The sequence below is a fragment of the uncultured Pigmentiphaga sp. genome, from assembly GCF_937950555.1.
GTDB lineage: Bacteria > Pseudomonadota > Gammaproteobacteria > Burkholderiales > Burkholderiaceae_B > Pigmentiphaga.
In genome coordinates, this window is the sequence record NZ_CALFCW010000021.1 from 118,536 (window position 1) to 144,476 (window position 25,941).

23 protein-coding genes and 1 tRNA gene are annotated in these 25,941 nt (G+C 66.2%); 15 read left to right on the forward strand and 9 right to left on the reverse strand.

Going from position 1 to position 25,941, the window contains the following annotated elements; all coding sequences use genetic code 11:
- Positions 1-7 precede the first annotated feature (7 nt).
- Both msrB and Q0319_RS05355 read right to left on the reverse strand, forming a co-directional pair.
- On the reverse strand, positions 8-430 hold the full coding sequence (gene msrB / locus Q0319_RS05350; protein WP_296468797.1) for a peptide-methionine (R)-S-oxide reductase MsrB: 423 nt from the start codon (positions 428-430) through the stop codon (positions 8-10).
- An 8-nt stretch (positions 431-438) separates the two neighbouring features.
- Positions 439-1,953, reverse strand: coding sequence for a protein adenylyltransferase SelO (locus Q0319_RS05355; protein ID WP_299451374.1), 1,515 nt, complete (start codon positions 1,951-1,953; stop codon positions 439-441).
- 137 nt (positions 1,954-2,090) lie between these two features.
- Between Q0319_RS05355 and Q0319_RS05360 the strand changes: the two genes are divergently transcribed.
- From Q0319_RS05360 to Q0319_RS05375, 4 genes are read left to right on the forward strand one after another with little or no spacing between them, the layout of a single operon-like run.
- Positions 2,091-3,056: a branched-chain amino acid ABC transporter permease gene (locus Q0319_RS05360; protein WP_296468801.1), complete on the forward strand. Its 966-nt coding sequence runs from the start codon at positions 2,091-2,093 to the stop codon at positions 3,054-3,056.
- Positions 3,053-4,315 (forward strand): branched-chain amino acid ABC transporter permease, encoded by a 1,263-nt coding sequence (locus Q0319_RS05365; protein WP_299451375.1) that lies wholly within the window; start codon positions 3,053-3,055, stop codon positions 4,313-4,315. Before Q0319_RS05360 ends, Q0319_RS05365 begins: the two co-directional genes overlap by 4 nt.
- Positions 4,308-5,087, forward strand: coding sequence for an ABC transporter ATP-binding protein (locus Q0319_RS05370; protein WP_296468805.1), 780 nt, complete (start codon positions 4,308-4,310; stop codon positions 5,085-5,087). Before Q0319_RS05365 ends, Q0319_RS05370 begins: the two co-directional genes overlap by 8 nt.
- A complete protein-coding gene (locus tag Q0319_RS05375) occupies positions 5,084-5,791 on the forward strand; it encodes an ABC transporter ATP-binding protein (RefSeq protein WP_296468806.1) in 708 nt (235 codons plus the stop codon). The genes Q0319_RS05370 and Q0319_RS05375 overlap by 4 nt, the downstream gene beginning before the upstream one ends.
- Here Q0319_RS05375 and Q0319_RS05380 read toward each other — a convergent pair.
- The 4 genes from Q0319_RS05380 to Q0319_RS05395 form a co-directional block, all read right to left on the reverse strand.
- A complete protein-coding gene (locus Q0319_RS05380) occupies positions 5,788-7,194 on the reverse strand; it encodes a CoA transferase (RefSeq protein ID WP_296468808.1) in 1,407 nt (468 codons plus the stop codon). The two genes, Q0319_RS05375 and Q0319_RS05380, sit on opposite strands and share 4 nt — an antisense overlap.
- A 1-nt stretch (position 7,195) precedes the next feature.
- Positions 7,196-8,932 carry a PhoH family protein gene (locus Q0319_RS05385; protein WP_299451376.1) on the reverse strand — a complete coding sequence of 579 codons (1,737 nt, stop codon included), beginning with the start codon at positions 8,930-8,932 and terminating at the stop codon, positions 7,196-7,198.
- Between the two features lie 226 nt (positions 8,933-9,158).
- Positions 9,159-9,629, reverse strand: a complete 471-nt coding sequence (locus tag Q0319_RS05390; RefSeq protein WP_296466637.1) for a peroxiredoxin — start codon at positions 9,627-9,629, stop codon at positions 9,159-9,161.
- Positions 9,630-9,689: 60 nt separating this feature from the next.
- Positions 9,690-10,073: an Mth938-like domain-containing protein gene (locus tag Q0319_RS05395; protein ID WP_296466635.1), complete on the reverse strand. Its 384-nt coding sequence runs from the start codon at positions 10,071-10,073 to the stop codon at positions 9,690-9,692.
- A gap of 258 nt (positions 10,074-10,331) precedes the next feature.
- Here Q0319_RS05395 and alaC point away from each other — a divergent pair, with 258 nt between their 5' ends.
- The 6 genes from alaC to moaE all read left to right on the forward strand — a co-directional run bounded on the left by alaC (position 10,332) and on the right by moaE (position 16,665).
- Positions 10,332-11,537 (forward strand): alanine transaminase, encoded by a 1,206-nt coding sequence (gene alaC / locus Q0319_RS05400; RefSeq protein ID WP_296466633.1) that lies wholly within the window; start codon positions 10,332-10,334, stop codon positions 11,535-11,537.
- Between the two features lie 332 nt (positions 11,538-11,869).
- Complete coding sequence (locus Q0319_RS05405) at positions 11,870-13,177, forward strand: homoserine dehydrogenase (protein ID WP_296466631.1); 1,308 nt, start codon at positions 11,870-11,872, stop codon at positions 13,175-13,177.
- A gap of 68 nt (positions 13,178-13,245) precedes the next feature.
- On the forward strand, positions 13,246-14,658 hold the full coding sequence (gene thrC, locus Q0319_RS05410) for a threonine synthase (RefSeq protein WP_296466630.1): 1,413 nt from the start codon (positions 13,246-13,248) through the stop codon (positions 14,656-14,658).
- A gap of 74 nt (positions 14,659-14,732) precedes the next feature.
- A complete protein-coding gene (glp, locus tag Q0319_RS05415) occupies positions 14,733-15,941 on the forward strand; it encodes a gephyrin-like molybdotransferase Glp (RefSeq protein WP_296466643.1) in 1,209 nt (402 codons plus the stop codon).
- A gap of 3 nt (positions 15,942-15,944) precedes the next feature.
- On the forward strand, positions 15,945-16,202 hold the full coding sequence (gene moaD / locus Q0319_RS05420; RefSeq protein WP_296466629.1) for a molybdopterin converting factor subunit 1: 258 nt from the start codon (positions 15,945-15,947) through the stop codon (positions 16,200-16,202).
- Between the two features lie 10 nt (positions 16,203-16,212).
- Positions 16,213-16,665: a molybdopterin synthase catalytic subunit MoaE gene (gene moaE / locus Q0319_RS05425; RefSeq protein WP_296466628.1), complete on the forward strand. Its 453-nt coding sequence runs from the start codon at positions 16,213-16,215 to the stop codon at positions 16,663-16,665.
- A 3-nt stretch (positions 16,666-16,668) separates the two neighbouring features.
- On the opposite strand, the gene hpnE is transcribed toward moaE, so the two are convergent.
- Genes hpnE through hpnC form a run of 3 tightly spaced genes read right to left on the reverse strand, consistent with a single transcriptional unit; the run spans position 16,669 to position 19,756 of the window.
- The gene (gene hpnE / locus Q0319_RS05430; RefSeq protein WP_296466627.1) at positions 16,669-18,039 is read right to left on the reverse strand and encodes a hydroxysqualene dehydroxylase HpnE; all 1,371 of its coding nucleotides are present in this window, start codon (positions 18,037-18,039) and stop codon (positions 16,669-16,671) included.
- Positions 18,018-18,881 (reverse strand): presqualene diphosphate synthase HpnD, encoded by an 864-nt coding sequence (hpnD, locus tag Q0319_RS05435; RefSeq protein WP_296466640.1) that lies wholly within the window; start codon positions 18,879-18,881, stop codon positions 18,018-18,020. Before hpnD ends, hpnE begins: the two co-directional genes overlap by 22 nt.
- Positions 18,878-19,756 carry a squalene synthase HpnC gene (gene hpnC, locus Q0319_RS05440; RefSeq protein WP_299451377.1) on the reverse strand — a complete coding sequence of 293 codons (879 nt, stop codon included), beginning with the start codon at positions 19,754-19,756 and terminating at the stop codon, positions 18,878-18,880. Before hpnC ends, hpnD begins: the two co-directional genes overlap by 4 nt.
- A gap of 142 nt (positions 19,757-19,898) precedes the next feature.
- Between hpnC and alr the strand changes: the two genes are divergently transcribed.
- The 5 genes from alr (at position 19,899) to Q0319_RS05465 (ending at position 25,940) form a co-directional block, all read left to right on the forward strand.
- Positions 19,899-21,002 carry an alanine racemase gene (gene alr, locus Q0319_RS05445; protein WP_296466625.1) on the forward strand — a complete coding sequence of 368 codons (1,104 nt, stop codon included), beginning with the start codon at positions 19,899-19,901 and terminating at the stop codon, positions 21,000-21,002.
- 2 nt (positions 21,003-21,004) lie between these two features.
- Positions 21,005-22,372 carry a DNA repair protein RadA gene (radA, locus tag Q0319_RS05450; protein WP_296466624.1) on the forward strand — a complete coding sequence of 456 codons (1,368 nt, stop codon included), beginning with the start codon at positions 21,005-21,007 and terminating at the stop codon, positions 22,370-22,372.
- A gap of 134 nt (positions 22,373-22,506) precedes the next feature.
- Positions 22,507-25,101, forward strand: coding sequence for an ATP-dependent chaperone ClpB (gene clpB / locus Q0319_RS05455; RefSeq protein ID WP_296466623.1), 2,595 nt, complete (start codon positions 22,507-22,509; stop codon positions 25,099-25,101).
- Positions 25,102-25,232: 131 nt separating this feature from the next.
- Positions 25,233-25,808, forward strand: a complete 576-nt coding sequence (locus Q0319_RS05460) for an N-acetyltransferase (protein ID WP_299451378.1) — start codon at positions 25,233-25,235, stop codon at positions 25,806-25,808.
- Between the two features lie 59 nt (positions 25,809-25,867).
- A tRNA-Gly gene (locus Q0319_RS05465) sits at positions 25,868-25,940 on the forward strand.
- Position 25,941: the final 1 nt, after the last annotated feature.

A 25,941-nucleotide genomic window follows, 5' to 3' on the forward strand; every position in this document is an offset into this window, starting at 1 on the left:
GTCCGGGTCAGGGGTTGGAGGAAGGGTCGTCGAAAGGCTCGAACTTCAACGATACCGAGTTGATGCAGTAGCGCAGCCCGGTCGGGGGCGGCCCGTCTTCGAAAACGTGCCCCAGGTGCGAGTCGCAGACGTTGCACAGGATTTCCGTGCGAACCATGCCGTGGCTGGTGTCGAGCTCTTCACGCACGTTGTCGGGGTCGATGGGCGCGAAATAGCTGGGCCAGCCGCACCCCGACTCGAATTTGGTGTCGGAGGCGAAGAGGGGGGTGCCGCAGGCGACACAGCGATAGATGCCCGGCTCGTAGTGATTCCAGTACTCGCCGGTGAAGGCGCGTTCAGTGGCTTTTTCCCGTGCGACGGCGTATTGCATCGGAGTGAGCAGGGTGCGCCATTCGGCGTCGGATTTCTTGACTTTGGGCCTGTCGGACATGGTTTACCTCATGAAGAACAGCTGACTTGAATGGAGCTCGCCCAGTCGGGCGGAAGGCGGGCGTAAGCCTCGTAGCCGGGCCGTTCGGTATAAGGGTCCCGCAGCACTGCCAGCAAGCGGTCGATTTCGCCCGGGTCGCGTTCCTTCGCCGCTCGAATGGCAAGCTCGGCCAGGTGGTTGCGCAGCACGTACAGCGGATTGACGCGATGCATGGCGGCCCTGCGCTCGGCATCGGGCCGGCCGTCGCGCCGTATCCGGTCGCGGTAGCGCGCGAGCCATGCCCGGGCCGCTTCGCGGTCGATGAAGAGGTCTTCGAATGTTTCGTTGCCTGGCGCCGGGGCGGCCGCGCCTGCATCGGCGGCGACTTCGCCCAGGCGCCGGAAGCTGAGCGTGAAATCGGCGCGGTCGTGGTGCATGATCGACCACAACCCGTTGAGCAGTTCTTCATCTCCGGGCTGCCACTGCCGGAAGCCCAGCTTGGCCGCCATCCTGCGGTGGTAGGCGTCGAGGAACGCGGGCTCGAAGCATGCGAGCGCGGCGCGCAGCGCGGCTTCGTCCTGCACTAGGGGCAGGAGCGCGCCCGCGAGCCGGTACAGGTTCCAATGCGCGACGGCCGGCTGGGCGTCCCACGCGTAGCGGCCGGCCGTATCGGAATGGTTGCATATGTGGTGCGCGTCGAAACCATCCATGAAGCCAAACGGGCCGTAGTCGAGCGTCAGGCCCAGTATGGACATGTTGTCGGTGTTCATGACGCCGTGGCAGAAGCCCACCGACTGCCAGCCGGCCATGAGTTCCGCCGTCTTGCGCGTCACGGCCGCCAAGAGGCGCAGATAGGGGCCGGCCTGCGTTTCCGCTTCGCCGGCGGGCGTGGCCCGGCATTCGGGATAGAAGCGGTCGATGACATAGTCGGCCAGCACTTGCAGTAGGTCCGGCCGCTGCCGGCTGGCCCAGTGTTCGAAGGAGCCGAACCGGACGAAGCTGGGAGACATGCGGGTGACGATGGCCGCAGTCTCTACGGTCTCGCGGATGACCGGATCGTCGGATGCGACCAGCGCAAGGGCTCGCGTGGTGGGGATGCCGAGCCCGTGCATCGCTTCGGACGCCAGGTATTCGCGCACGGACGATCGCAGGACCGCCCGGCCGTCTCCCATGCGGGAGTAGGGCGTCGTGCCCGATCCTTTGAGCTGGAGTTCCCAGTTGCCGCTGGGGCCCTGGACCTCGCCTAGGAGCAAGGCCCGCCCGTCGCCGAGCTGTCCTGCCCAGACGCCGAACTGATGGCCGCTATAGACGGCCGCGAGGGGAGTACCGCCGGGCAGGGGGCGGGTGCCCGAAAAAACGGCCAGGAATTCCGGCGTGGACAAAGCCTCGGGTGCAAGCCCGATCAGCGCGGCCGCATCCGGATTGGCATGCACCAGCCATGGGTCGCCGAGCGGCTGTGGCGACACCCGGGAATAGAACGCATCCGGCAGCGCTGCGAAAGAGTTATCGGTGCGTAGGGAGTCGAGTGTGCTGGCGAGCTTCAAAACGGTTGCCTTGGAAGGTAATCGGCATCACGCCGGCTATCGATCAAGGTTAACCTATTTGCCGTCGTTTCTCGTTTCGTTTTCCTTCTCTCCATGCTATCCGGTCAGACCGGCGCGGCGTCCAGGGAGTTCATGGTTTGGATTGGCTGATCGTTTCGCTGCTCAACGGCGTCTGTTACGGACTCTTGCTATTCATGCTATCGGCCGGGCTGACGCTGATTTTCAGCATGATGGGCGTCATCAATTTCGCGCATGCCAGCTTTTACATGCTGGGCGCCTACTTCGCATACGCCGCGGCCGGTGCGCTGGGGGCGGCACATGTCTCCCCCGGCGCGGCCTTCTGGATCGCGCTGTTCATCGCGCCGGTGCTGACCGGGGCGGCCGGCGCGGCGGTGGAACGGTTCGCCTTGCGGCGGTTGCGCCCGCGCGGGCACGTGGCAGAGTTGCTGTTCACGTTTGCGCTGGCCTATGTGATCGTGGAATTGGTCCAGTTGGCATGGGGCCGTTCCCCTGTGCCGTACCGTATTCCCGATGCGTTGGCCGAACCGATCTTTCTCCTCGGCGGTCACGCGTTTCCCAAGCATCGGCTGCTCATCGCCGCCGCGGCAGGCGCCATGCTGGCCGCGTTGTGGTGGGGCGTCAGGCACACACGCATCGGCTTGGTCATGCAGGCCGCGATCAGTCATCCGGACATGGCGCAGGCCTTGGGGCATGACGTACCTCGCATATACGTATGGGTGTTTGCCGCCGGCTGCGCGCTGGCGGGCATGGCCGGTGCCATTGGCGGCAGCATATTCGTGACCGATCCAGGCATGGCGCAAGCGTTGGGGCCCATCGTGTTCGTCATCACCGTGGTCGGCGGCCTGGGGTCGCTCACCGGCGCCTTTGTCGCCAGTCTGCTGATCGGCCTCTTGCAAACTTTCGCCGCCGGCGCGGATTGGTCGCTGGCAGACGTGGCCGCATGGCTAGGCGCGGCGCCGGCCGACGCACAGGCGTTGGCGGCGTGGCCGTTGTCGCGGATCGCGCCGGTGCTGCCCTATCTGTTGATGGTCGCCGTCCTCATCGCGCGGCCGCGGGGGCTCATGGGCGTGCGCGAAACATGATGCGAGGCCGGGTAAACCTGTGCGCCGACCGCATATGGGGGACGGCGCTGGCGGCCTTGCTGGCCTTCGCGCCGCTGCTGCTGGGCAGCCGGTTCCAGCTGGGGCTGATGTCGCAAATGTGCGCGATGGCGGTCTTTGCCCTGTCTTATAACTTGTTGCTCGGACAGACCGGCATGCTGTCCTTCGGGCACGCCGTCTATGCCGGGCTGGGCGGTTTCGCGGTCGTGCACCTGTTGCGCGCCATGGAAACCGGCGCCTTCACGCTGCCCGTGGCCATGCTGCCGCTTGCGGGCGGCCTGGCGAGCGCTGCATTCGCTGCGTTGATCGGCCATCCAACCACTCGGCGCGGCGGCACGCCGTTTGCGATGATTTCTTTGGCAATCGGCGAGCTCGTCCATGCGGCGGCGGCCATGCTGCCAGAATGGTTCGGCGGGGAAGGCGGATTGACCGCCGACCGCACCGCCGGCCCGGCTTTATTCAGAGGCATGGAGGCCGTGTTCAGCCTGGGACCGGACACGAACATCTATTACCTGACGGCATTTTGGACGGTGGCCAGCGCGATCGCGATGCGCGCCCTGGGGCGCACGCCGCTCTTGATGCTAGCCAATGCCGTGCGCGACAACCCCCAGCGGGTCGCGTTCGTCGGACAGAATCCCCATCTCGTGAGATATGGGATGCTGGTCCTGGCGGCGTTTTTTGCGGGCATCGCGGGTGCGCTCTGGGCGCTCAACTTCGAGATCGCGAGCGTAGACGGCCTGGGCATGGAACGCTCGGCCATCGTGTTGCTGGCGGTCGTCGTCGGCGGCAGCGGTTTCTTCCTGGGGCCCGTCCTCGGTGCCGTGGTTGTCACGTTGTTTTCGGTGGCATTGTCGCGCTACACGGGGGCATGGCAGCTCTATCTCGGGCTGGCGTTCGCCGCAACCGTGCTATTCGCGCCGCATGGGCTGGCAGGTGCGGTCCATGGACTGGCGCGGCGTATCGCAGGCAAGGGGGCAGCGGCCGTCGTGCGCGAATCCGGCTGGGGAGCAGTGGGAACCCTGGCGTTGGCGCTGGGGCTGTGCTGGGCCGTGGAGCTCGCCTACGCTGCCGTCCATGCCCAGGCGGAGGCTGCGTCGCCGGCTTCGCCCATGCACTGGATGCTAGACCCGTCCGCGGCGGGCGCGTGGGCCGGGGCTGCGTGCCTGTCCCTGGGCGGCGCAGCCTGCCTGGCCTACCGTCGCACGCGCTCGTCCGCCGCGCAGGGAGCGCGCGATGGCTGAGACGCTGGTGCGCGGAAAAGGCGTCGACGCGTTAGTGCTGGCGGATATCGGCAAGCGTTATGGCGACGCGTGCATTCTCGATGGCGTGAGTTTGTCCGTCGCCGCCGGTGAAGTGCATGCGCTGATCGGTCCCAACGGCGCCGGCAAGTCCACGCTGTTCAACGTCATCTCGGGGCTGACGGCACCGTCGTCCGGCACGGTACGCTTGTATGGGCGTGACACGACCGGGCTGCCGCCCCATCGCATGGCGCGCCTGGGCTTGTCCCGGAGTTTCCAGGTCGCCAATGTGTTCCCGCGCCTGTCGGTCTTCGACAATTTGCGTTGCGCCGCCATGCGCGCGTCCGGGCTTGGCTATGTCTGGTGGCGCCCACTGCGAACCGCCACGCGTCTTGCCGAGCGGGCGCACGCCGTCATGGCCCAAGTGGGGCTTGCGCAGCGGGCTGGCGTCGAGGCTGGAGCCTTGAGCTACGCCGAGCAGCGGGCGTTGGAGCTGGGCATGGTCCTGGCAGCGGATGCGCGCGTGCTGCTGCTCGATGAACCTACGGCAGGCATGAACCGCGCCGAGTCCCGGCGCATGGTGGAGTTGATACGAACCGCCTGCCGGGGCCGGACGGTGCTCATCGTGGAGCACGACATGGAAGTGGTGTTCGGTTTGTCGGACAGGATATCCGTCCTGGTGCGCGGAGAGTTGATTGCAACCGGGGCGCCGGCCGACATCCGCGAGGATGACCGGGTGCGTCGCGCCTATCTCGGCCGAAGTCTGCAGGGATGATGAGCGAAACGTTGTTGGACATCCGCAATGCCCAGGCTTGGTATGGGCGCGCCCACGTGCTGCGAGGCGTGGACCTGCGCATCGGGGCGGGGGAGATCGTCGCCGTGCTCGGGCGCAACGGCGCTGGCCGTTCGACCTTGGCGCGCGCGATCATGGGGTTGGTGCGGCGGGAGGGGACTTTCCTTTGGCGCGGGCGCGACCTCGTCACGCTGAAAACCTTTGAAATCGCGCGGCTTGGCATAGGTTACGTGCCGGAGAGCCGCGATGTGTTTCCGAACTTGAGCGTGGAGCAGAATCTGCTTCTCGGCCAGAAAGGCGCCCGGCCGGGGCGTTGGCGCAAGGAAGACGTCTACGCGCTCTTCCCCGTCCTCGCACAGCGTGCCCGGGTGCCTGCGCAGCGTTTGTCGGGCGGGGAGCAGCAGATGCTGGCGTTGGGACGCGCGCTGATGGGAGACCCGGAACTCATCGTGGTCGACGAGCCGGCCGAGGGGCTGGCACCCCAGGTGGTGTTCCAGTTGGCTGGGCTCTTTCGGGACTTGCGCGGCCGTGGCGTGGCGATGCTGTTGATCGAGCAGAAACTGGAGCTGGCGCTGGAAGTTGCCGACCGGGCCTGTGTGCTGGGCCATGGCGAGGTGGTGTTCGATGGAACGCCGGCCGACCTGCGGGCGCGGCCGGACGTGCAGCGCGAGTGGCTCGAGCCTTAGCCGCCGGCCGTTGCCCACGCGGCGGGCGAGGCGCCCAGCGGGCCGGCCGGAATACACCATGCCATGTCTGCACCGGCAATCTCGAGCGGTACTTTGACCCGGCGCGCGCGGCCCCAGGCCGTCGTCTCGGAGGGCATGGTGCAATCCTCGCGCGTTTCAGGGGCCAGTGCGTCGGCATCGTCGGGCTGCGTGCGTTGCACCAGCAGCGCGGCGGTGCGTGCTAGCGATGCGCGGGCTTCACCGCCTGTTCCGCTGCGTACCCGGTCGACCAAGCCCCGCACGACGGCCGCGGCCATCATGTAACCAGTGGCATGGTCGAGCGCCTGCACCGGCAACGGGGTCGGCTTGGATTGGCCGAGCTGCCGCATGCCGGCGTCGGCGATGCCACAGCTCATCTGCACCAGGCTGTCGAATCCCCGCCGCGTTTTCCAGGGCCCCGTCCAACCATACGCGTCGAGCGAGACGTCCACCAGCGCCGGATTGATGCGCCGCCGCTGTTCGGCATCAAAGCCTAGTGCGGGCAAGGCGTCAGGGCGATAGCCGTGCACGAGCACGTCGGCGTCCCGCAGCAATTGGCGAAACGTGCGGCGTCCTTCCGTGCTGCGCAGGTCGAGCCGTGCGCAGCGCTTGCCCACCGTCAGCTCGGGAGCAAGGGATGGTTCGTCCCATCCCGGCGGGTCGAGCCGCAACACTTCGGCGCCATAGCCGGCCAGGAAACGAGTCGCGACGGGGCCGGCGAGCACGCGCGTCATGTCGAGCACGCGCAAGCCTTCCAGCGGGCGATCGCGGGAAACCGGCCAGGAAGGTTTGTCTGCCGCCGGGGCGGCGACGCGCCAGACCAGCGGCTCGGCGGCCACGGCGACGCCTTGGGGATGCATGGACCATTCGGCCAGGCTGCGCATCTGGGCCGCGCATCCATGCTGTTCGACAACGGCGTTTTCCAGGTCTAGCGCTTTCCACTTCTTGACTGCCTCGGCCACGCTGGTTCGGTCGGGGCCGCAGTCCAGCACGCGCAGGGCGGCCGCGCGATGGTGGGGAGCGTTGGTGTGCAGGCGGATCCAGCCGTCGGCCGCCTCGTAGTCTCCCGCGATGGGATCCCAGGCCGGCGGTAGTTTCCAGCCGACCGGCCGCAAAGAAGTACCGAACCAGAACGATGCGAGGCGGCGGTCGACGCGCACGCCGGGAAACTCGCCATGGCGCAGCGCAAGCAGTTCTGCGACGGCCAATCCGGCGGCGGCAATGGACGCGGCGGCCAGGTCGGTGACGGGAAAGACGGACGGCAGGCTGCCCGTGCCGTGGAAGGCCACGTTGTCGGGCAGGGACGGCTGCCCGCCCAACGCATTCCAGATGGCGCGCAGGTAATCGAGGCAGGCCGAAGTCGCCGGGGTTCGGTCCGCCGCCATGTCACAGCACCTCGGCCGCGTAGTCGGCCAGCCTGGACCGCTCGCCCCGCTGCAGCGTGACGTGGCCAGAATGGGGCCATCCCTTGAAGCGGTCGACCACGTAGGTCAGTCCCGAACTGCTCTCGGTGAGGTAGGGCGTGTCGATTTGCGCGATGTTGCCCAGGCATACCACCTTGGTGCCCGGGCCGGCGCGAGTGATCAAGGTTTTCATCTGCTTAGGCGTGAGGTTCTGGGCCTCATCGATGATGAGGAACTTGTTGAGGAACGTGCGGCCGCGCATGAAGTTGAGCGACTTGACCTTGACCCGTGAGCGGATCAGGTCCATGGTGGCTGCGCGGCCCCAGTCGCCGCCGTGCCCGGCTTCGCCGTCTCCCATGTTGAGCACGTCCAGATTGTCTTCGAGCGCTCCCATCCACGGCAGCATTTTCTCTTCTTCCGTCCCGGGCAGGAACCCGATGTCTTCGCCTACCGGGACGGTGACGCGCGTCATGATGATCTCTGTATAGCGCTTGGTCTCGAGCACCTGCGTCAGGCCCGCTGCCAGCGCCAAGAGTGTCTTGCCCGTGCCGGCTTGGCCCAGGAGAGACACGAAATCGCAATCGGGGTTCATCAGCAGGTTGAGCGCGAAGTTCTGTTCGCGGTTGCGCGCCGTGATCCCCCAGACGTTGTTCTTGCTATGGGTGTACTCGCGCAGCGTCTGCAGCACGGCGGTCTTGCCCATGACCTCTTTGACCTGTGCATACAGCGGCATGCTGCCTTCGAGGTAGACGAACTGGTTGATCGAGAACTGCGTGCACAGCGGCCCCGTGATCCGGTAGAAGGTGCTTCCACCCTGCTGCCAGGATTCCATGCCCTTGCTGTGCTTGTCCCAGAAATCCTCCGGCAGTTCCAGCACGCCGGTGTAGAGCAGGTCGGAATCTTCCAGCACCTGGTCGTTGAAGTAGTCCTCCGCGGGCAGGCCGAGTGCGCGCGCCTTGACGCGCATGTTGATGTCTTTGGACACCAGCACCACTTCGCGTTGCGGGAAACGCTCCTGCAGGGCACGGACCACGGCCAGGATCTGGTTGTCGGCTTTGCCGGCGGGCAGCCCGGGTGGCAGCGACGAAGAAAGCAGGGTCGTCTGCAGGTACAGGCGGCCAAGCGCGTCGCGGTGCCCCAGCTTGTCGAGTGGGATGCCCGCGTCGATGTCGCCGATGTCGCTGACCAGCTGATCGAGGAAACGGCTGACCTGGCGCGCATTTCGCGCCACTTCGGACATGCCTTTCTTGTGGTTGTCGAGCTCTTCCAGCGTCATCATCGGCAGGAAGATGTCGTGCTCCTCGAACCGGAACAGCGCACTCGGATCGTGCATCAACACGTTGGTGTCCAGCACGAACAGCTTGGTGGCCTGCGAGGCCGAGGTTTTCGTCCTGCGCTTGCCGGCCGGCTTGGCCGAGCCCTTGGCGGGCGCTTCCAGCACGGCGGCCGTGGGCTGGGGCGCGCGCGCGACCGGCTCCTCGATGCTCTTGGCCTGCGGGGTCAGCAGGGCGCCGGCCTTGGACTTGGCCGATTTGCGCGCGGTCTTGGCCGGCGCGGGCTGTATGCCCGCCAAGGACGGCTGGACTGGGTGGGTTTCGGTAGAGGAGGGCAGAGGCGGCTCGGCCTCGGAACGTTTGCCGCGAGCGACGGGACGCGCTGGTTCACCCGAAGGAAAGGTCAAGATCGAAGCGGGCCGGGTGGGCATCTTGGGAAGCGGCATGAGCGCGGATCTCCTCAATAAGGGAAGCTCAACGATACTGCATCCTCGTTGCTAGCATGGTACGCCTGTCGGCGGCACGATGCGCGCGCAGGAAGAGGTGGTTCGCCTGCCCGGAGGCGGGGGTGCCGGTGGCTTCCGGGGGCGGCCGGCGCAGCGCGGAAATGGGTTCCGGCCGGTCGCCGGCGCAGGCGTGGGGGGCGGGCGGCGTTCAAGGCGGCGCAGCCGGTTACTCCTTGGCCAGGGCGCGGACCGCCTCGAGTACGGCGTCGACGTGGCCGGGGACCTTCACACCGCGCCACTCCTGGCGAAGCTTGCCTTGGGCATCGATCAGGAAGGTGCTGCGCTCGATGCCGCGCACTTGTTTGCCGTACATGTTTTTCATCTTCATGACTCCGTAGAGCTCACAAAGCTTTTCCTCGGGGTCGGCGATGAGCGGGAAGGGGAAGCCTTGCTTTTCCTTGAATTTCTGGTGCGAGGCCAGGGTGTCCCGCGAGACGCCCAGCACCTGCGCGCCAGCCGCCTGGAAATCGGCGTAGCGATCGCGGAAGTTTTGGCCTTCGGTCGTGCAGCCGGGCGTGTTGTCGCGGGGGTAGAAGTACATGACGACAATGCGTCCTTTCAGCTCTTTCAGGGAAATCTCGCCGTCGGTGCTGGGTGCGGTGAACGCGGGGGCGGCTCGTCCGATGACGGTACTCATGCACGGGGCTCCGGAAAAGATAGGGGATGCGGGGAAATGCGGACGCAAGCACGCATCGTGTCAGGCAGGAATCAATGCAGCCAACACGCGGCGGCCTTCGGCCATCAGGATGTTGTAGGTGCGGGCAGCGGCCTGCGTATCCATGATTTCGACGCCTATGCCGGCTTTCAGCAGGGGGCGCAGCAGGGCGGGCGCGAGGAATCGCTGGCGCGCGCCGGTGCCGACCAGCAGCACTTCGGGAGGCTGCGGCGCATCCGGGCGGACGACGCGGGCCATGGCTGCGCCGTCGATCTCCTCGAAACAGGAAACGGGCCAGGCGGCGACGTCGCCTTCGGGGCCGAACACCACGGCGTGCTCGAACCGGACGCGATTGATTTCGACATAGCCTTCGCCGTAGGCCGTGACGGTATTCAGCGCCGAGGCGGGGTCGGAATGCAACTTCAAAAGGTCAGCTCCGGATCAACGGGACGATAGGCCAACTATACTGCCCTCCGACGGCCGGTACGGATGTGCAGGGGCTCAGTCGGACCGGCTTGTGGATTATTATAAGAGCCCCCGTGTTTTTGTCCCCCGGCGCGCACTGGCGCGTCCCTTCGGGGGCGCTGCGCGGCGGAGCCCGCCCCGTTCGGTCCGCCGGAGTCGCCCCTTCGAGGGGAAGCGCGCGCGAGGAGGACCATCCCCCTCCCCATTAAGGATTCGATCATGTCCAGCTCCTCCCCCCGGGAGTTTTCGCGTATCAAGCGTCTTCCGCCTTACGTTTTCAACATTACGGCCGAGTTGAAAATGGCGGCGCGACGACGCGGCGAAGACATCATCGACATGTCGATGGGCAACCCGGACGGCGATACGCCCCCGCACATCGTCGAGAAGCTGGTCGAGGCAGCCAAGCGCAGCAAGACGCATGGCTATTCCGTGTCCAAGGGCATCCCGCGCCTGCGCAAGGCCATCGCAGACTGGTATGGCCGCCGCTACGGCGTCGACATCGATCCGGATTCGGAAGCCATCGTCACCATCGGCTCCAAGGAAGGGCTGGCGCACTTGATGCTCGCGACGCTCGACCGCGGCGATACCGTCTTGGTGCCCAATCCCAGCTATCCCATCCACATCTACGGTGCCGTCATCGCGGGCGCCGACATCCGCTCGGTGCGGATGACGCCGGGCGTGGATTTCTTCGCCGAGCTCGAGCGCGCGATCAAGGAATCCATACCCAAGCCGCGCATGATGATCCTCGGCTTCCCGAGCAATCCCACCGCGCAGTGCGTCGATTTGTCGTTCTTCGAGCGGGTGGTGGCGCTGGCGCGCGAGAACGATATCCTCGTGGTGCACGACCTCGCCTATGCCGACATCACCTTCGATGGCTACGTCGCGCCCTCGATCATGCAGGTGCCGGGCGCGCGCGACGTGGCGGTCGAGTTCTTCACCATGAGCAAGAGCTACAATATGGCCGGATGGCGCGTGGGGTACATGGTGGGAAACAAGGAGCTCGTGAACGCGCTCGCCCGCATCAAGAGCTATCACGACTACGGCACCTTCACGCCCATCCAGGTCGCCTCCATTGCCGCCCTCGAGGGGCCCCAGGATTGCGTCAAGGAAATCGTCGCCCAGTACCAGCGCCGCCGCGACGTGCTGGTCAAGGGCCTGCACGAGGCGGGCTGGATGGTCGAGGTCCCCAAGGCTTCGATGTACATCTGGGCCAAGATCCCCGAGCCGTATCAGTCGCTGGGTTCGCTGGAATTCTCCAAGCGCCTGCTGGCCGACGCCCATGTGGCCGTATCGCCGGGCATAGGCTTTGGCGAGTACGGCGATGACCACGTGCGCTTTGCGCTGATCGAGAACGAACAGCGCACGCGGCAAGCCATACGCGGCATCAAGGAAATGTTCCGCAAAGACGGATTGATCAAGGTGTAGCGGGGAGCAGGGGCCGCCTGGTGCGCCCCGCCCCCTGCCGGCTTCCGCGTGCGCCGCGGGATTCAACCCCGTCTTCCCCCCGGACTCGGGAGAGTCCGTTACACTGGAGGTTTGTCCCCGACGAGGCCATGACGGGCCGCAGAAGGGGAGGGCCTGACAGATGCGGTCCGGCCAGAACCGTGCGATCCACGCTGCAGAGCCCCGCGCCTGCCCGGTGCGGTTCGAGTAGCGCGTGTCGAGCATCCGCTCGATGCCGTCCGGCACGGCATCGAAACTAACCCGATCGACCAACCATCTTTGTTCGAAGAACCCGAGTTTTGCCCGAAAACAGCATGGAACCCATCCGAGTAGGCCTCCTGGGCCTGGGCGTCGTAGGCGGCGGTACGTTCAAAGTCCTCGCCCGCAACGCCGAAGAGATCGCCCGTCGCGCCGGCCGGCACATCGTCGCCACCAAAGTTTCGGCGCGCGACCTTGCCAAGGCCAAGGCCCGCGTCGGCGAAGCCGCGGAAGTCGTGGCCGACCCCTTCCAGATCGTCCGCGATCCTGAGATCGACATCGTCGTGGAGCTCATCGGCGGCGACACGCTGGCCCGGGAACTCGTCTTGGAGGCCATTGCGCATGGCAAGCACGTCGTCACGGCCAACAAAGCGCTGCTTGCCAAGCACGGCAACGAAATCTTCGCCCGGGCCAGCGAACAGGGAGTGATGGTGGCCTTCGAGGCGGCCGTGGCCGGGGGCATACCCATCATCAAAGCCATCCGTGAAGGCCTCTCCGCGAACCAGATCGAATGGGTGGCCGGCATCATCAACGGCACCACCAATTTCATCCTCAGCGAGATGCGCACGCGCGGCCAGCCGTTCTCCGAAGTGCTCGCCGAGGCGCAGCGCCTGGGCTATGCCGAGGCCGATCCCACGTTCGACGTGGAAGGCGTGGATGCCGCCCACAAGCTCACGCTCTTGTCGTCCATTGCGTTCGGCGTACCCATTCGCTTCGACAAGGCGCACGTCGAGGGCATCTCGCAGCTGGCCCAGGAAGACATCCGCTACGCCGAAGAGCTCGGCTATCGCATCAAGCTCTTGGGCATCACCAAGGCGCGTCCGGACGGGATCGAGTTGCGCGTCCACCCGACCCTGGTCGATGCCAAGCGGGTGATGGCCAATGTCGAAGGTGCGATGAACGCAGTCATGGTCAAGGGCGATGCGGTCGGCGCGACGCTCTACTACGGCCAAGGTGCCGGCGAGGAGCCTACCGCTTCGGCCGTGGTCGCCGACCTGGTGGACGTGACGCGGCTGCACACGGCCGATCCGGAGCATCGCGTACCGCACTTGGCGTTCCAGCCCGAAGCCATTACCGATAGGCCCATCCTCTCGATCGAGGACATCACGACCTCCTACTATTTGCGGCTGGCGGTGACGGATCAGCCGGGCGTGCTGGCCGACATTACGCGGATCTTGGCCGAAGCGTCGATCTCCATCGTGTCGATGATCCAGAAGCCGCGTGCGGACGCGGGCCAAGCCGACATCATTTTCCTGACCCACGAGGCGCTGGAGCGGAACGTCAACGTCGCCATCGCCCACATCGAGGCGCTGCCCACCGTGTTGTCCAAGGTCACGCGGCTGCGCATCGAGAACCTGGCATAGCAGAACCGGATACGCGGTACCTTGGGACGCCACGGCCCTGAGGGCGGCGAGCAGCATGGAAAACTGACATGAGATACCTATCGACCCGCGGCGGCATGGCGCCGCAACCGTTCACCGACGTCCTGCTGGAGGGATTGGCGCCCGACGGCGGCCTGGCCGTGCCCGAGGCCATCCCGCAGGTCTCGCCTGAACAGCTCCAGGCCTGGCGGTCGCTGCCGTATGCCGACCTGGCGTACGAGGTGCTCAAGCTGTTCATCACCGATATCCCGGGGGACGACCTGCGTGCGCTCACGCGCGCGACCTATCGGCCTGAAGTGTTTGGCGGCGAGGCCATCGCGCCGCTCAAGCCGCTCAAGGACGGCATTTCCCTGCTGGGCCTCTCCGAAGGGCCGACCCTGGCCTTCAAGGACATGGCCATGCAGTTCCTCGGCCATTTGTTCGAATACGTGTTGGCGCGACGCGGCACCACGCTCAACATCCTCGGCGCGACATCGGGCGACACCGGCTCGGCGGCCGAGTATGCGATGCGCGGCAAGAAAGGCGTGGCGGTGTTCATGCTCTCGCCCGCCGGCCGCATGAGCGCGTTCCAGCGCGCCCAGATGTACTCGCTGCAAGATGCCAACATCCACAACATCGCCGTGCGTGGGGTGTTCGACGATTGCCAGGACATCGTCAAGGCCGTCAGCGCCGACTTGACGTTCAAGACCACGCATCGCATCGGTGCGGTCAACTCCATCAACTGGGCCCGCATCGCTGCCCAGGTAGTGTACTACTTCCACGGCTGGCGCATGGCCACCGAAGGGGCGCAGGACCCGATGGCCCCGGTTTCGTTCGCGGTGCCGTCGGGCAACTTCGGCAACATCCTGGCCGGCCACGTCGCGCGCAGCATGGGACTGCCCATCCGCCGCCTAGTGCTCGCCACCAATGAGAACAACGTGTTGGAAGAGTTCTTCCGCACCGGAGTCTATCGGCCGCGCGGCTCGAGCGAGACCTACGAAACCTCCAGCCCGTCGATGGACATTTCCAAGGCCTCGAACTTCGAGCGCTTCGTCTACGATTTGCTGGGCCGGGATGCCGCGCGCGTGAAAGCGCTGTGGGACGAACTGGCGGACAAGGGTTCGTTCGACCTGTCGGCCTACAAGCCCCGGTTCGAGCAGTACGGTTTCGTGGCCGGGACCAGCACGCATGCCGATCGATTGGAGACCATCCGGCGCGTCCATGCCGAAACGGGCGTGGTCATCGACCCGCACACCGCGGACGGCGTCAAGGTGGCGCGGCCGTACGTCGAGCCGGGCGTGCCCATGCTGGTGCTGGAAACGGCGTTGCCGGTCAAGTTCTCGGCCACCATCGAAGAGGCCCTGGGCCAGCCCGCGCCGCGTCCCGCTGGCTTCGAGAATATCGAGCAGCTGCCGCAGCGCGTACAGACCGTCGATCCCGACGTGCAGACCATCAAGGATTTGATTGCCGCACACGCCGTCTGAAGGCGCAGCGGTGACAGTGCGGCGCCCCGCTCGCGTGCGCCGCGAAGGAGTCGATAGTGAAGCCTCGTGCGAATCTGCTTTCCTTGGATGAAGCGCTCGAAATACTGCTCGCGGTCGAGCCGGTGAATCGGCCGGCCGAGCAGGTCGAGCTGGTACGCGCCGTGGGCCGCATCCTGGCGGCCGACGTGACTGCTTCCATCAATGTGCCCGGCGCGGACAACTCGGCGATGGACGGCTATGCCGTCCGCACGGCCGACGCAGCGTTGTTTGCTGCAGGCGTGCCTGTATCGCAGCGCATCCCCGCGGGAGCGGTGCCGGAACCGCTGGAGCCCGGAACGGCGGCGCGCATTTTCACCGGGGCGGAGATTCCGCCGGGTGCCGATGCCGTCGTCATGCAGGAAGAAGCCGAAGTCGAGGGCGACCGCGTCATATTCACCAAACCAGTGGAGGCCGGCGCCTGGATACGCGCCAAAGGCTGCGACATCGAGGCCGGGAGCCGCATCCTGCAGGCCGGGACGCGCCTGCGCGCCCAGGACGTCGGGTTGGCCGCCTCGGTGGGCATACCGACCCTGTCGGTGCGACCGCTCCTGCGCGTCGCCACGCTGTTCACCGGTGATGAGCTCGTGACCCCGGGCGAGCCACTGCCGCCGGGCAAGATCTATAACTCCAACCGCTACCTGCTCCAGGGCATGCTGGCCTCGCTTCCGGTCGTGCATAGCGACCTCGGCGCGGTGCGGGATGATTTCGTCGCGACGCAATCCGCCTTGAAGCGGGCGGCGCAGCACCACGACCTCATTATCACCACCGGCGGGGTGTCGGTGGGCGAGGAAGACCATGTCAAGCCAGCGGTCGAATCGCTGGGCAGGCTCGACATGTGGAGCCTTTCCATCAAGCCGGGCAAGCCGCTCGCGTTCGGCCGCCTGCGCCGGGAGGATGGATCCGAGGCCATATTCATCGGCCTGCCCGGCAATCCGGTGTCGAGCTTCCTGACCTTCGGGCTGTTGGTCAAGCCGCTCTTGCTCAAGCTCGCGGGCGCGCGGGCGTGCGCCCCGGTGCGCGTACCCATGCGCGCCGACTTCGATTGGCCCAAGGCCGATCGGCGCCGCGAGTTCCTGCGGGTTCGCCGCAACGAGCAGGGCGGGCTCGACCTGTTCCCCAACCAGTTGTCCTCGGTGCTGACTTCCACGGTCTGGGGCGACGGTGTCGTCGACAACCCGGGTGGACAGACGATTCGCCGCGGCGATATGGTTCAATTCATCAGCTATGCTGATTTACTGGGCTGAGTCATGAAAGTCGACGTTCTGTTTTTCGCTTCGCTGCGCGAGGCCCTGGGTCGGGAGAAAGAAGCCGTGGAACTGCCCGACGGCGTGCGCACGGTAGGCGAGTTGCGCAAGTGGCTGGCCGAGCGGGGCGGGGCGTGGGCTACGGCGCTCGCGCCCGAGCGCGCCGTGCGTGCCGCGCGCAACCATGCCATGGTGCCGGCCGGCGAACCCTTGCAGCCGGGCGACGAAATCGCGTTTTTTCCGCCGGTCACCGGCGGTTGACGAGGCACCTATGTCGGTCAGCGTACAGACGTCCGATTTCGATGCCGGCGCGGAAATCGCCGCCATGCGGCGCGATCCTTCGGTCGGGGCCATCGTCACCTTCGTCGGCACGGTGCGCGACGTCAATGAGGGCGACCACGTCGCATCGCTGACGCTCGAGCATTATCCGGGCATGACGGAGAAGGCGCTGGCCGACATCGTCGAACAGGCCCACGGGCGCTGGTCGTTGAATGCGGTGCGTGTCATCCACCGCGTCGGGACGCTTACGGCGGGGGACCAGATCGTATTCGTCGGCGTCGCGGGCAGGCATCGAGGCGAATGCTTCGCCGCCTGCGAGTTCATCATGGACTACCTCAAGACCCAGGCGCCGTTCTGGAAGAAGGAGGCGACGGACCGGGGCGAGCGCTGGGTCGAAGCCCGAGATTCGGATGACCAGGCCGCGCAACGCTGGCAGCAGGGCTAAAACCTATCGATTGCGCCTCGTTGCCTGGGCGAGCGCGTCGGCCAGCAGGTCGGCAGCCCGCAGGCCGCTGCGCACAGCACCTTCCAACGTCGCCGGGTAACCGGTATCGGTCCAGTCCCCGCACAACGCGAGCCGCGGCCACGCGGTGGCGTTGTCTGGCCGGAAGAGGTTGGGCGTGGCCGCAAAGGTTGCGCGCTTGTCGACCAGCAGCTTCCATCCTAGCACCGTCGGCAGCCTCCGTCCGCTACGCCTGCACAGCTGTTCCCGCAGTTGTTCGATCAGGGCAGCGGCACTGGCCGCATGGTCGCGTTCCAGGAGGGGCGTTGCGGCGCTGACGACCACGGCGAGCTCGCCGCGGCCGTCCGCGCGGCCCAGCAGGGTGCCGCGGTCGAAGACCCATTGGCCGAGGTGGCCGCGTGCCGGGGCTTCCGCCAGCATGAGCATGGGGAAGTCGAGCGGGAAGGGCGCAGCCAGGCAAAGCGTCAGGGTGGCGATGGGCAGGTAGCGGAAGCTGAGCATCGCACGCCGCGCTTCGCACATCCGAGGATGGTGCGGCAGCAGTTGGGCCGCAACGCCCGGCGGCGTGGCCAGGGCGGCGACGTCGTAGCGTTCTCCGTCGACGATGACCGCATTCTCATCCACGGTGAGTTGCCGGACGGCATGCCCATAGCGCATGGCATGCCGCGCCGCAGCCGCGCGTGGCCAGAGCGACGACAGGTCGCATCGCGGGAAGAGCAAATCGCTGTGTTGGCGCGGCGCATCCAGGCTGTCGCGCAGCACGGCAGCAAACAGCCGGGCGCAAGCTTGGTCGGGCGGGGTATTGAGCGCGGCGAGGCACAGCGGGCGCCAGAGCCGCGCAACGACGGCTTGCGGCTGCCCTAGCCTGGCGACGAGCTCGGCCACGGTGGCGCCCCCGGGTGGGTACCAATGCAGCTTCTTGAGGCCGGCCACAAACCGAAGCGCCGCCCAGCGGCCCGCCGGCGTCAGTCCGCGCGCGCTTAGCAAGGCCCAGGCTGCATGGAGCGGGGAGGGCAGCCGCGGCGCCCGCAGGTCGAAGTCGCCGTCGGCCGATGGCAGCCGCAGCGGCGTGCGCAGCAGCCGTGCCTCGGGCTCCGCACCGAGTTCGCGCATCAGCGCCAAGGTCTGTTCGTAGGCGCCCAACATCAAATGTTGCCCGTTGTCCAACGGCTGCGGGAAAAGCTCGCCGGTGCGGTGCACCACGGTGCGCGCGCGGCCGCCGGCTTCACGCGAGGCCTCATAGACCGTTACGGCGAATCCCCGCCGGGACAATCGCTGCGCAGCGGCCAGCCCCGCCCAGCCTGCGCCGATGACGGCGGCGCGCGGCGCTGGGCTTACGCCTTTATCTGCCGCCACAGGGCCCGACCGCCGGTCACGTAGGTTTTCCACGCCAGCCAGAGCTTGCGCAAAGGCGTCAGGGAAATGCGCTGGTGCAGCACTTCGTAGCCTGAACGTTCGATTTCGTCCAGCAGTGCGTAGTAGATGGCGGCCATCATCAGGCCCGGCCGTTGGGCGCGACGGTCGCCTGGCGGCAGCAGGTCTAGCGCCTCGCGATATGTTTGCCGGGCGCGTGCACATTGGAAGCGCATCAGCGCCGAGAATTTTTCGGAATAGCGTCCGTTGAGGATGTCGGCCGCTTTCACGTCGAACTGCTGCAGCTCGTTCACCGGCAGGTAAATGCGGCCCTTTCGGGCGTCGTCGCCCACGTCCCGGATGATGTTGGTCAATTGGAACGCCAGGCCCAAGCGGTCTGCAAAGACCAGGGTTTGGGGGTGGGCGTAGCCAAAGATCCCCGCCGAGAGTTCTCCCACCACGCCTGCAGCCAGCCGGCAGTACCGTTGTAGGGCAGGAAAATCGAGATAGCGCGTCTGCTCGAGATCCATTTCCATGCCGTCCACGATGGCCTGCAGCCGATCGCGCGTGATGCCGCACGGAACGAGGTGGGGCGCGAGGGCACGCGTGACGGGGTGTTCGGGCCTGCCTTCGAACAGTTTGTCGATCTCGGCCCGCCACCATGCCAGCTTCAGGCGGGCTACAGAGCCTTCGCTGGTTTCGTCCACGGCATCGTCCAACTGCCGGCACAGGGCGTATAGCGCCGTAATGGCGCGGCGGCGCTCGGGGGGCAGGAACAGGAAACTGTAGTAGAAACTCGAGCCGCTTTGCGCGGCCTTCTCCTGGCAGTACTGGTCAGGGGTCATGATGGGGAAGAGGATGCGGGCAAAGCGCGCGGCATGCGCAGGGCGCGCCAGCCGAGCCTCAGCCACTCGGTTTTCGTGAGCATCGGCCGGGCCCGGAACACGTCGTAGCCGCAGGCTTCGATGCGTTCCAGGATGCGCAGCCCGCCTTGCACGACCAGCCGCAGCTCCCAACCCACGCGGCCGGGCAGGGCCCGCGCAAGCGGCGCCCCGGAGTGTAACAGCGCACGGGCGCGCTCAACCTGGAAGGCCATGAGGGCGCGCCATGCGGGCGAGCACTGGCCGTGGGCGATATCTGCTTCGGTTACCCCATGGCGCGCCAGGTCCTCCTGGGGAATATAGACCCGGCCTTTGCGCCAGTCTATGGCGACATCTTGCCAGAAGTTGGTCAATTGCAAGCCGGTGCAAATGGCGTCCGACTGGGAGAGGTTCTCCGGCGTTGCCGCCCGGTATAGGTGCAGCAGCAGTTCTCCCACAGGGTCGGCGGAACGGTGGCAATAGTCGAGTAAAGCGGCGCAGTCGGCATACCGTTTGGTGACGACGTCTTGTGAAAAAGCCGATAGCAGACGGCGAAACGGCTCCAGCGGCAGCTTGTGGCGGGCGACAGTGGCCGCCAGCGGCGCGAAGATGGGAGCGAGGTCCGCAGGCATGGCCTCCTCCGGCATCGCGCCCGGCCGGCACGTTTTGGCCTCGATCCGGTCCAGCTCCGCACCGAAGCGCGCCAATGCCGCCAGCCGTGCTTGATCCGGCGCATCGCCTTCGTCGGCAATGTCGTCCGCGGCGCGGGCGTAGCGGTAAATATCGAGCACCGCGACGCGCAAGTGCCGGGGGAGCAACAGGGAAGCGACGGGGAAGTTTTCGTAGTGGCCGGCAGACATGGTGGTGTGGGAACGGTCCGGCGCCGATGATACCGGTTCGCAGTCGCCGTCGCATGGCACATCGCATCCTGCTTTTCTCATCCGCTGGGGCTACACTTTCCTTTTGCCAATCCGGCGCCGCGCGCCGGTTTCGTTCTGCACCATGCCTCGTCCCATTTTCGCCTGCATTTCCCGATCCGCGCTTTCCCACAATCTCGAAGTCGTCCGCCGCCGCCTCGACGCCGCGCGTCCGGCCGGCGATTCGGCCAAGGTTTGGGCCGTCGTCAAGGCCAATGCCTACGGACATGGAATCGAGCGGGCAGTGGCCGGGTTCCGCGGGGCAGACGGCTTGGCCATGCTGGACCTTGCGGAAGCGGTGCGCTGCCGGGAAGCCGGCTGGCAGGGCCCGATCCTGCTGCTCGAAGGCATATTCGAAGCGTCCGACCTCGAAGTGGTGGGGCGGTACGGATTGACGCTGGCCGTCCACCATGCTGACCAGTTGGCCTGGCTCGCGCAGGCCAAGGCGCCGCGCCCCATAGACGTCTTTGCCAAGCTCAACACCGGCATGAACCGCTTGGGGTTTACGCCAGCCGCCTATGCCGGCGCCTACGCCCGGCTCGTCGAATTGCAGCGGCGGGGCGTCTTGGGGCAGGTGGGGCATATGACTCACTTTTCGACGGCCGATACGGAAGAAGGAATCGCCGCCCAGCTCGACGTGTTCCGCCGAACCACGGCCGGGCTGCCGGGCCCGGCCAGCCTGTGTAACTCGGCGGCGAGCCTGCGCTATCCAGAAGTGGCGGCTGCCTGGGCGCGTCCCGGCATCGCGCTCTACGGGGCTAGTCCGTTCGCGGATGAGAGCGCCGAATCGCTGGGCTTGAGGCCGGCGATGGCGTTGAAATCCCGCCTCATCGCCACGCAGGACCTGCGCGCCGGCGATGCCGTGGGCTACGGGGGGCGGTACCGGGCGGAGGGTGCGATGCGCATCGGCGTGGTGGCCTGCGGCTACGCCGACGGCTATCCGCGCCACGCGCCGACCGGCACGCCCATCGTCGTGGCGGGCGTGAGGACCCGCCTGCTGGGCACGGTGTCCATGGACATGCTTGCCGTGGACTTAACCCCGGTGCCGCATGCCCAGGTGGGCGCGCCCGTCACGCTGTGGGGCGACCACGGGCTATCCGTGGACGAAGTCGCGGCCGCCTCGGGCACCATCGGATACGAATTGCTGTGCGCCCTCGCGCCGCGGGTGCCAGTGCATTTCCAGGAGTGACCATGGCAAAGGCGAAAACCGTCTACGTGTGTACCGAGTGCGGCGGCACCGCGCCGAAGTGGCAAGGCAAATGCCCGCATTGCGGCGGTTGGAACACCCTGGAAGAAACGGTTGCGTCGACTGCGGGTCCTGCCGCAGGCGCGCACCGGTATGCGCCGCTTGCGGCCAGCGCGCCGGTGCGCAAGTTGGCGGACATCGAGGCCAGGGAAATGCAGCGTTTTCCCACCGGCATAGACGAATTCGATCGCGTGCTGGGAGGCGGCATGGTGGCAGGTGCCGTGGTGCTGATCGGCGGCGATCCCGGCATAGGCAAATCCACGCTGCTCCTCCAGGCGCTCGCGGCGCTGTCTTCCCATCGCAAAGTCTTGTACGTGACCGGCGAGGAGTCCGGAGACCAGGTTGCCCTGCGCGCGCGCCGCCTCGGCCTGGATACGCGGAGCGTGGATTTGCTGGCCGAGATCCGGCTAGAGGCCATCCAGGCCGCCCTGACGGAACATGCGCCGGAAGTCGCGGTGATCGATTCGATCCAGACGCTCTATTCCGAGCAGCTGACCTCTGCTCCCGGATCCGTGGCCCAGGTGCGCGAATGCGCCGCGCAGCTGACCCGCATGGCCAAGCAGACGGGCGTGACCATCGTCATGATCGGCCATGTGACCAAGGAGGGGGCCCTGGCGGGGCCTCGGGTGCTCGAGCACATCGTCGATACGGTGTTGTATTTCGAGGGCGATACGCATTCGTCGTTCCGCCTGGTGCGCGCCTTCAAGAATCGCTTCGGCGCCGTCAACGAGCTCGGCGTGTTCGCCATGACTGATCGCGGGCTGAAGGGGGTCGCGAATCCTTCGGCGCTTTTTCTATCGCAGCACCAGCAGCAGGTGCCTGGGTCGTGCGTCATGGTCACGCAAGAGGGTAGCCGCCCGCTGCTGGTGGAAATCCAGGCCTTGGTGGATACGGCCAATTCGCCCAACCCCCGCCGCCTGTCGGTCGGCCTGGAGGGCAACCGGCTCGCCATGTTGCTGGCCGTGCTGCATCGCCACGCAGGCACGGCGGCGTTCGACCAAGACGTATTCGTCAATGCCGTGGGCGGGGTCCGGATCACGGAGCCCGCGGCAGACCTGCCGGTGCTGCTGGCGATCGTCTCTTCCCTGCGCAACCGGCCACTGCCACGCGGCATGGTGGCCTTCGGCGAAGTCGGGCTGGCCGGGGAAATCCGCCCGGCCCCGCGCGGCCAGGAGCGCCTGCGCGAAGCCGCCAAGCTGGGCTTTAGCATCGCCTTGATTCCCAAGGCCAACGCGCCGCGCCAGCCCATCGAGGGCATGGAGGTCTGGGCCGTGGATCGCCTGGACGAGGCGCTCGACCGGCTGCGCGCGTAAGGGCCGGCGTCGCGCCGGAAGACGGGTGGTATAACGGGATTTCCCCTGTGCGATGTAGGGGATTGAAACCGCTCGAATCGACCTCACATCCAGAGTATCCGGGCCGACGGCCCCCACTTATTGGCGTGAAAACTATGCGAATCGACCGACTCACTACCAAGTTCCAGCAGGCGCTTGCGGATGCCCAAAGCCTCGCCGCCCGGAACGACAATCCCTACATCGAGCCCCTGCACGTGCTGGCTGCGCTGTTGTCCGATCCCGACAGCGGAGCGGCCAGCCTGCTGGCGCGGGCCGGCGTGGCCGTCAACCGGCTGACAGCCGAGGTCAACGCTGCCATCGGCCGCCTGGCCCAGGTCCAGGGCGGCGATGCGAACATCCAAGTCAGCCGCGAACTCCAGGCCTTGTTCAACAAGATCGACAAGGAGGCAGCGAACCGCGGCGACACCTACATCGCGAGCGAGCTGTTCCTGTTGGCCCTGGCCGACGACAAGGGCGAGGCGGGGCGGCTGCTGCGCGAGGCCGGCTTGCAACGCCGCGCCCTGGAGGCCGCCATCGACGCCGTGCGGGGCGGGGCGCCCGTCGATTCGCAGGAAGGCGAAAGCAATCGCGAGGCGCTGAAGAAGTACACGATAGACCTGACCGAGCGCGCCCGCCAAGGCAAGCTCGACCCGGTCATCGGCCGCGACGACGAGATCCGCCGTACCATCCAGATCCTGCAGCGCCGCACCAAGAACAACCCAGTGTTGATCGGGGAGCCCGGCGTGGGCAAGACCGCCATCGTCGAGGGCTTGGCCCAGCGCATCGTCAATGACGAGGTGCCTGAGACGCTCAAGGGCAAGCGGGTCCTGTCGCTCGACTTGGCGGGGCTGCTCGCCGGCGCCAAGTTCCGGGGCGAGTTCGAAGAGCGCCTGAAGGCGGTCCTGAAGGAGTTGGCCCAGGATGCCGGCAAGAACATCGTCTTCATTGATGAGCTGCATACCATGGTCGGCGCCGGCAAGGCCGAGGGCGCCATGGATGCGGGCAACATGCTCAAGCCCGCCCTGGCGCGGGGAGAGCTCCACTGCATAGGCGCGACCACGCTGGACGAGTACCGCAAGTACATCGAAAAGGATGCCGCGCTCGAGCGCCGCTTCCAAAAAGTGCTGGTGGACGAACCCTCGGTGGAGGCCACCATCGCCATCCTGCGCGGCTTGCAAGAGCGTTATGAGCTGCACCACGGGGTCGACATCACCGACCCGGCCATCGTGGCCGCGGCGGAGCTGTCGCATCGCTACATCACCGACCGCTTCCTGCCGGACAAGGCGATCGACCTCATCGACGAGGCGGCCGCGCGCATACGCATGGAAATCGACTCCAAGCCGGAGGTCATGGACAGGCTGGACCGCCGCATCATCCAGCTCAAGATCGAGCGCGAGGCGGTCAAGAAAGAAACCGACGAGGCCTCGCAGCGCCGGCTGCAGCTGCTCGAGGAGGAGCTGAACAAGCTCCAGCGCGAGTACAACGACTACGAGGAAATCTGGAAGGCCGAGAAGGCCGCGGTGCAGGGCGCCCAATCGATCAAGGAAGAAATCGAGAAGGTGCGCGCGGAAATGAGCGAGCTGCAGCGCAAGGGCCAGTTCGACAAACTGGCCGAGCTGCAGTACGGCAAGCTGCCTGAGCTCGAGGCGCGCCTCAAGTCGGCTGAGCGCAAGGAAAAGGCGGCGACCTCGGACGACAAGCCCAGGCTGTTGCGCACGGAAGTGGGCGCCGAGGAAATCGCCGAAGTCGTTTCGCGCGCAACAGGCATTCCGGTCTCCAAGATGCTGCAGGGCGAGCGTGCCAAGCTGCTGCACATGGAGGAAAAGCTCCACGAGCGCGTCATCGGGCAGGACGAAGCCGTGCGGCTCGTCTCCGACGCCATCCGTCGCTCGCGCGCCGGCCTGGCCGATCCGCAGCGCCCGTATGGCTCCTTCCTCTTCTTGGGGCCGACCGGCGTAGGCAAGACCGAGCTGAGCAAGGCACTCGCAAACTTCCTCTTCGACTCCGACGACCACATGGTGCGCATCGACATGAGCGAGTTCATGGAAAAGCACTCCGTGGCACGGCTGATCGGCGCGCCGCCGGGTTACGTGGGCTACGAAGAGGGTGGATACCTGACCGAAGCAGTGCGCCGCAAGCCGTATAGCGTGATCCTGCTCGACGAAGTCGAGAAAGCCCACCCGGACGTGTTCAACGTACTGTTGCAGGTGCTGGACGATGGGCGGCTGACCGATGGCCAAGGGCGAACGGTGGACTTTCGCAATACGGTCATCGTGATGACCTCCAACCTGGCCTCGCAGCAGATCCAGGCCATGGCCGGTCAACAGTACGACGTGATCAAGGCGGTCGTCTGGGACGAGATCAAGCAGCACTTCCGTCCGGAATTCCTGAACCGGATAGACGAGGTGGTGGTGTTCCACAGCCTGGACAGCAAGCACATCGAGTCTATTGCCCGGGTGCAGCTGCAGCGCCTGGCCGAGCGTCTGGCCAAGATGGACATGCGGCTCGAGGTGTCGGATGAAGCCGTCGCCCAGATCGCACGCGCCGGGTTCGATCCCGTGTTCGGCGCCCGGCCGTTGAAGCGGGCGATCCAGCAGGAGATCGAGAACCCCATCGCCAAGTTGATTCTCGAGGGCAAGTTCGGGCCCAAGGACGTGGTGCCCGTCGACTGGAGCGAAGGCAAGTTCGTCTTCACCCGCACGCTGCAATAATGCATGAGTCACCGAGCGCCGCACCGGTCCGCCGGTGCGGCGCTTCTTTTTTGCCATGGAACGATAGGAGGCGGCCTCTGTCTACTTTCGCGCTTGATCAGGTCTGGCGCCTGATCCCACACCTCATCTATTTGCGTATCGACGTCCAGCACGGGCCCGAGGAGGTGGCCCGCGAACTCGACGTCCTGTACGGAAGGATGAATACGCCCGGCGATGCCATGTACGGCATGCCGGTCGTGGGGACCGACATGCCGGGCCTGGTGCTGCGCTATCGCGAGGCGGACGGCGAGTACTACGTCTATGTAGAAGACGTGGCCATGAAGCGGCTGGCTGGTTATACGGTGTTCAACAGGCTGATCGAGGTCAGCCGGCGTGCGGACCCGTATGTCCGCGCACCGCATTCCAAGTATGCCCTGGGCTACCAGGGCAGGGGCCTGTCGACATCGATTTACGAATGGGCCCTGAATGCGGGGCTGTGCCTGTTGAGTGGTGCGCGGCAATCGGTCGGGGCCCATGCCTTGTGGCGATCGTTGGCCAGGCGCTATGAGCTGGGTTACGTCGATTTGCGCCGCAAGCGCATGACCTACCTCGGCGACCGGGTGAGCGAATCCGTGCTGAACGACCTGCACACGCGCATGTTCCTGCTGGGAAGGGGCTGGACGCGCGAGGCGTTCGCCCGCGCGACGCAAATGGCGGGGGTTGGTTGACACGCGGATTTTTTCTTTGCTATAGTTTCGGTCTCGCAACGAATTGATTGCGAGACAACGCGGGAATAGCTCAGTTGGTAGAGCGCAACCTTGCCAAGGTTGAGGTCGCGAGTTCGAGACTCGTTTCCCGCTC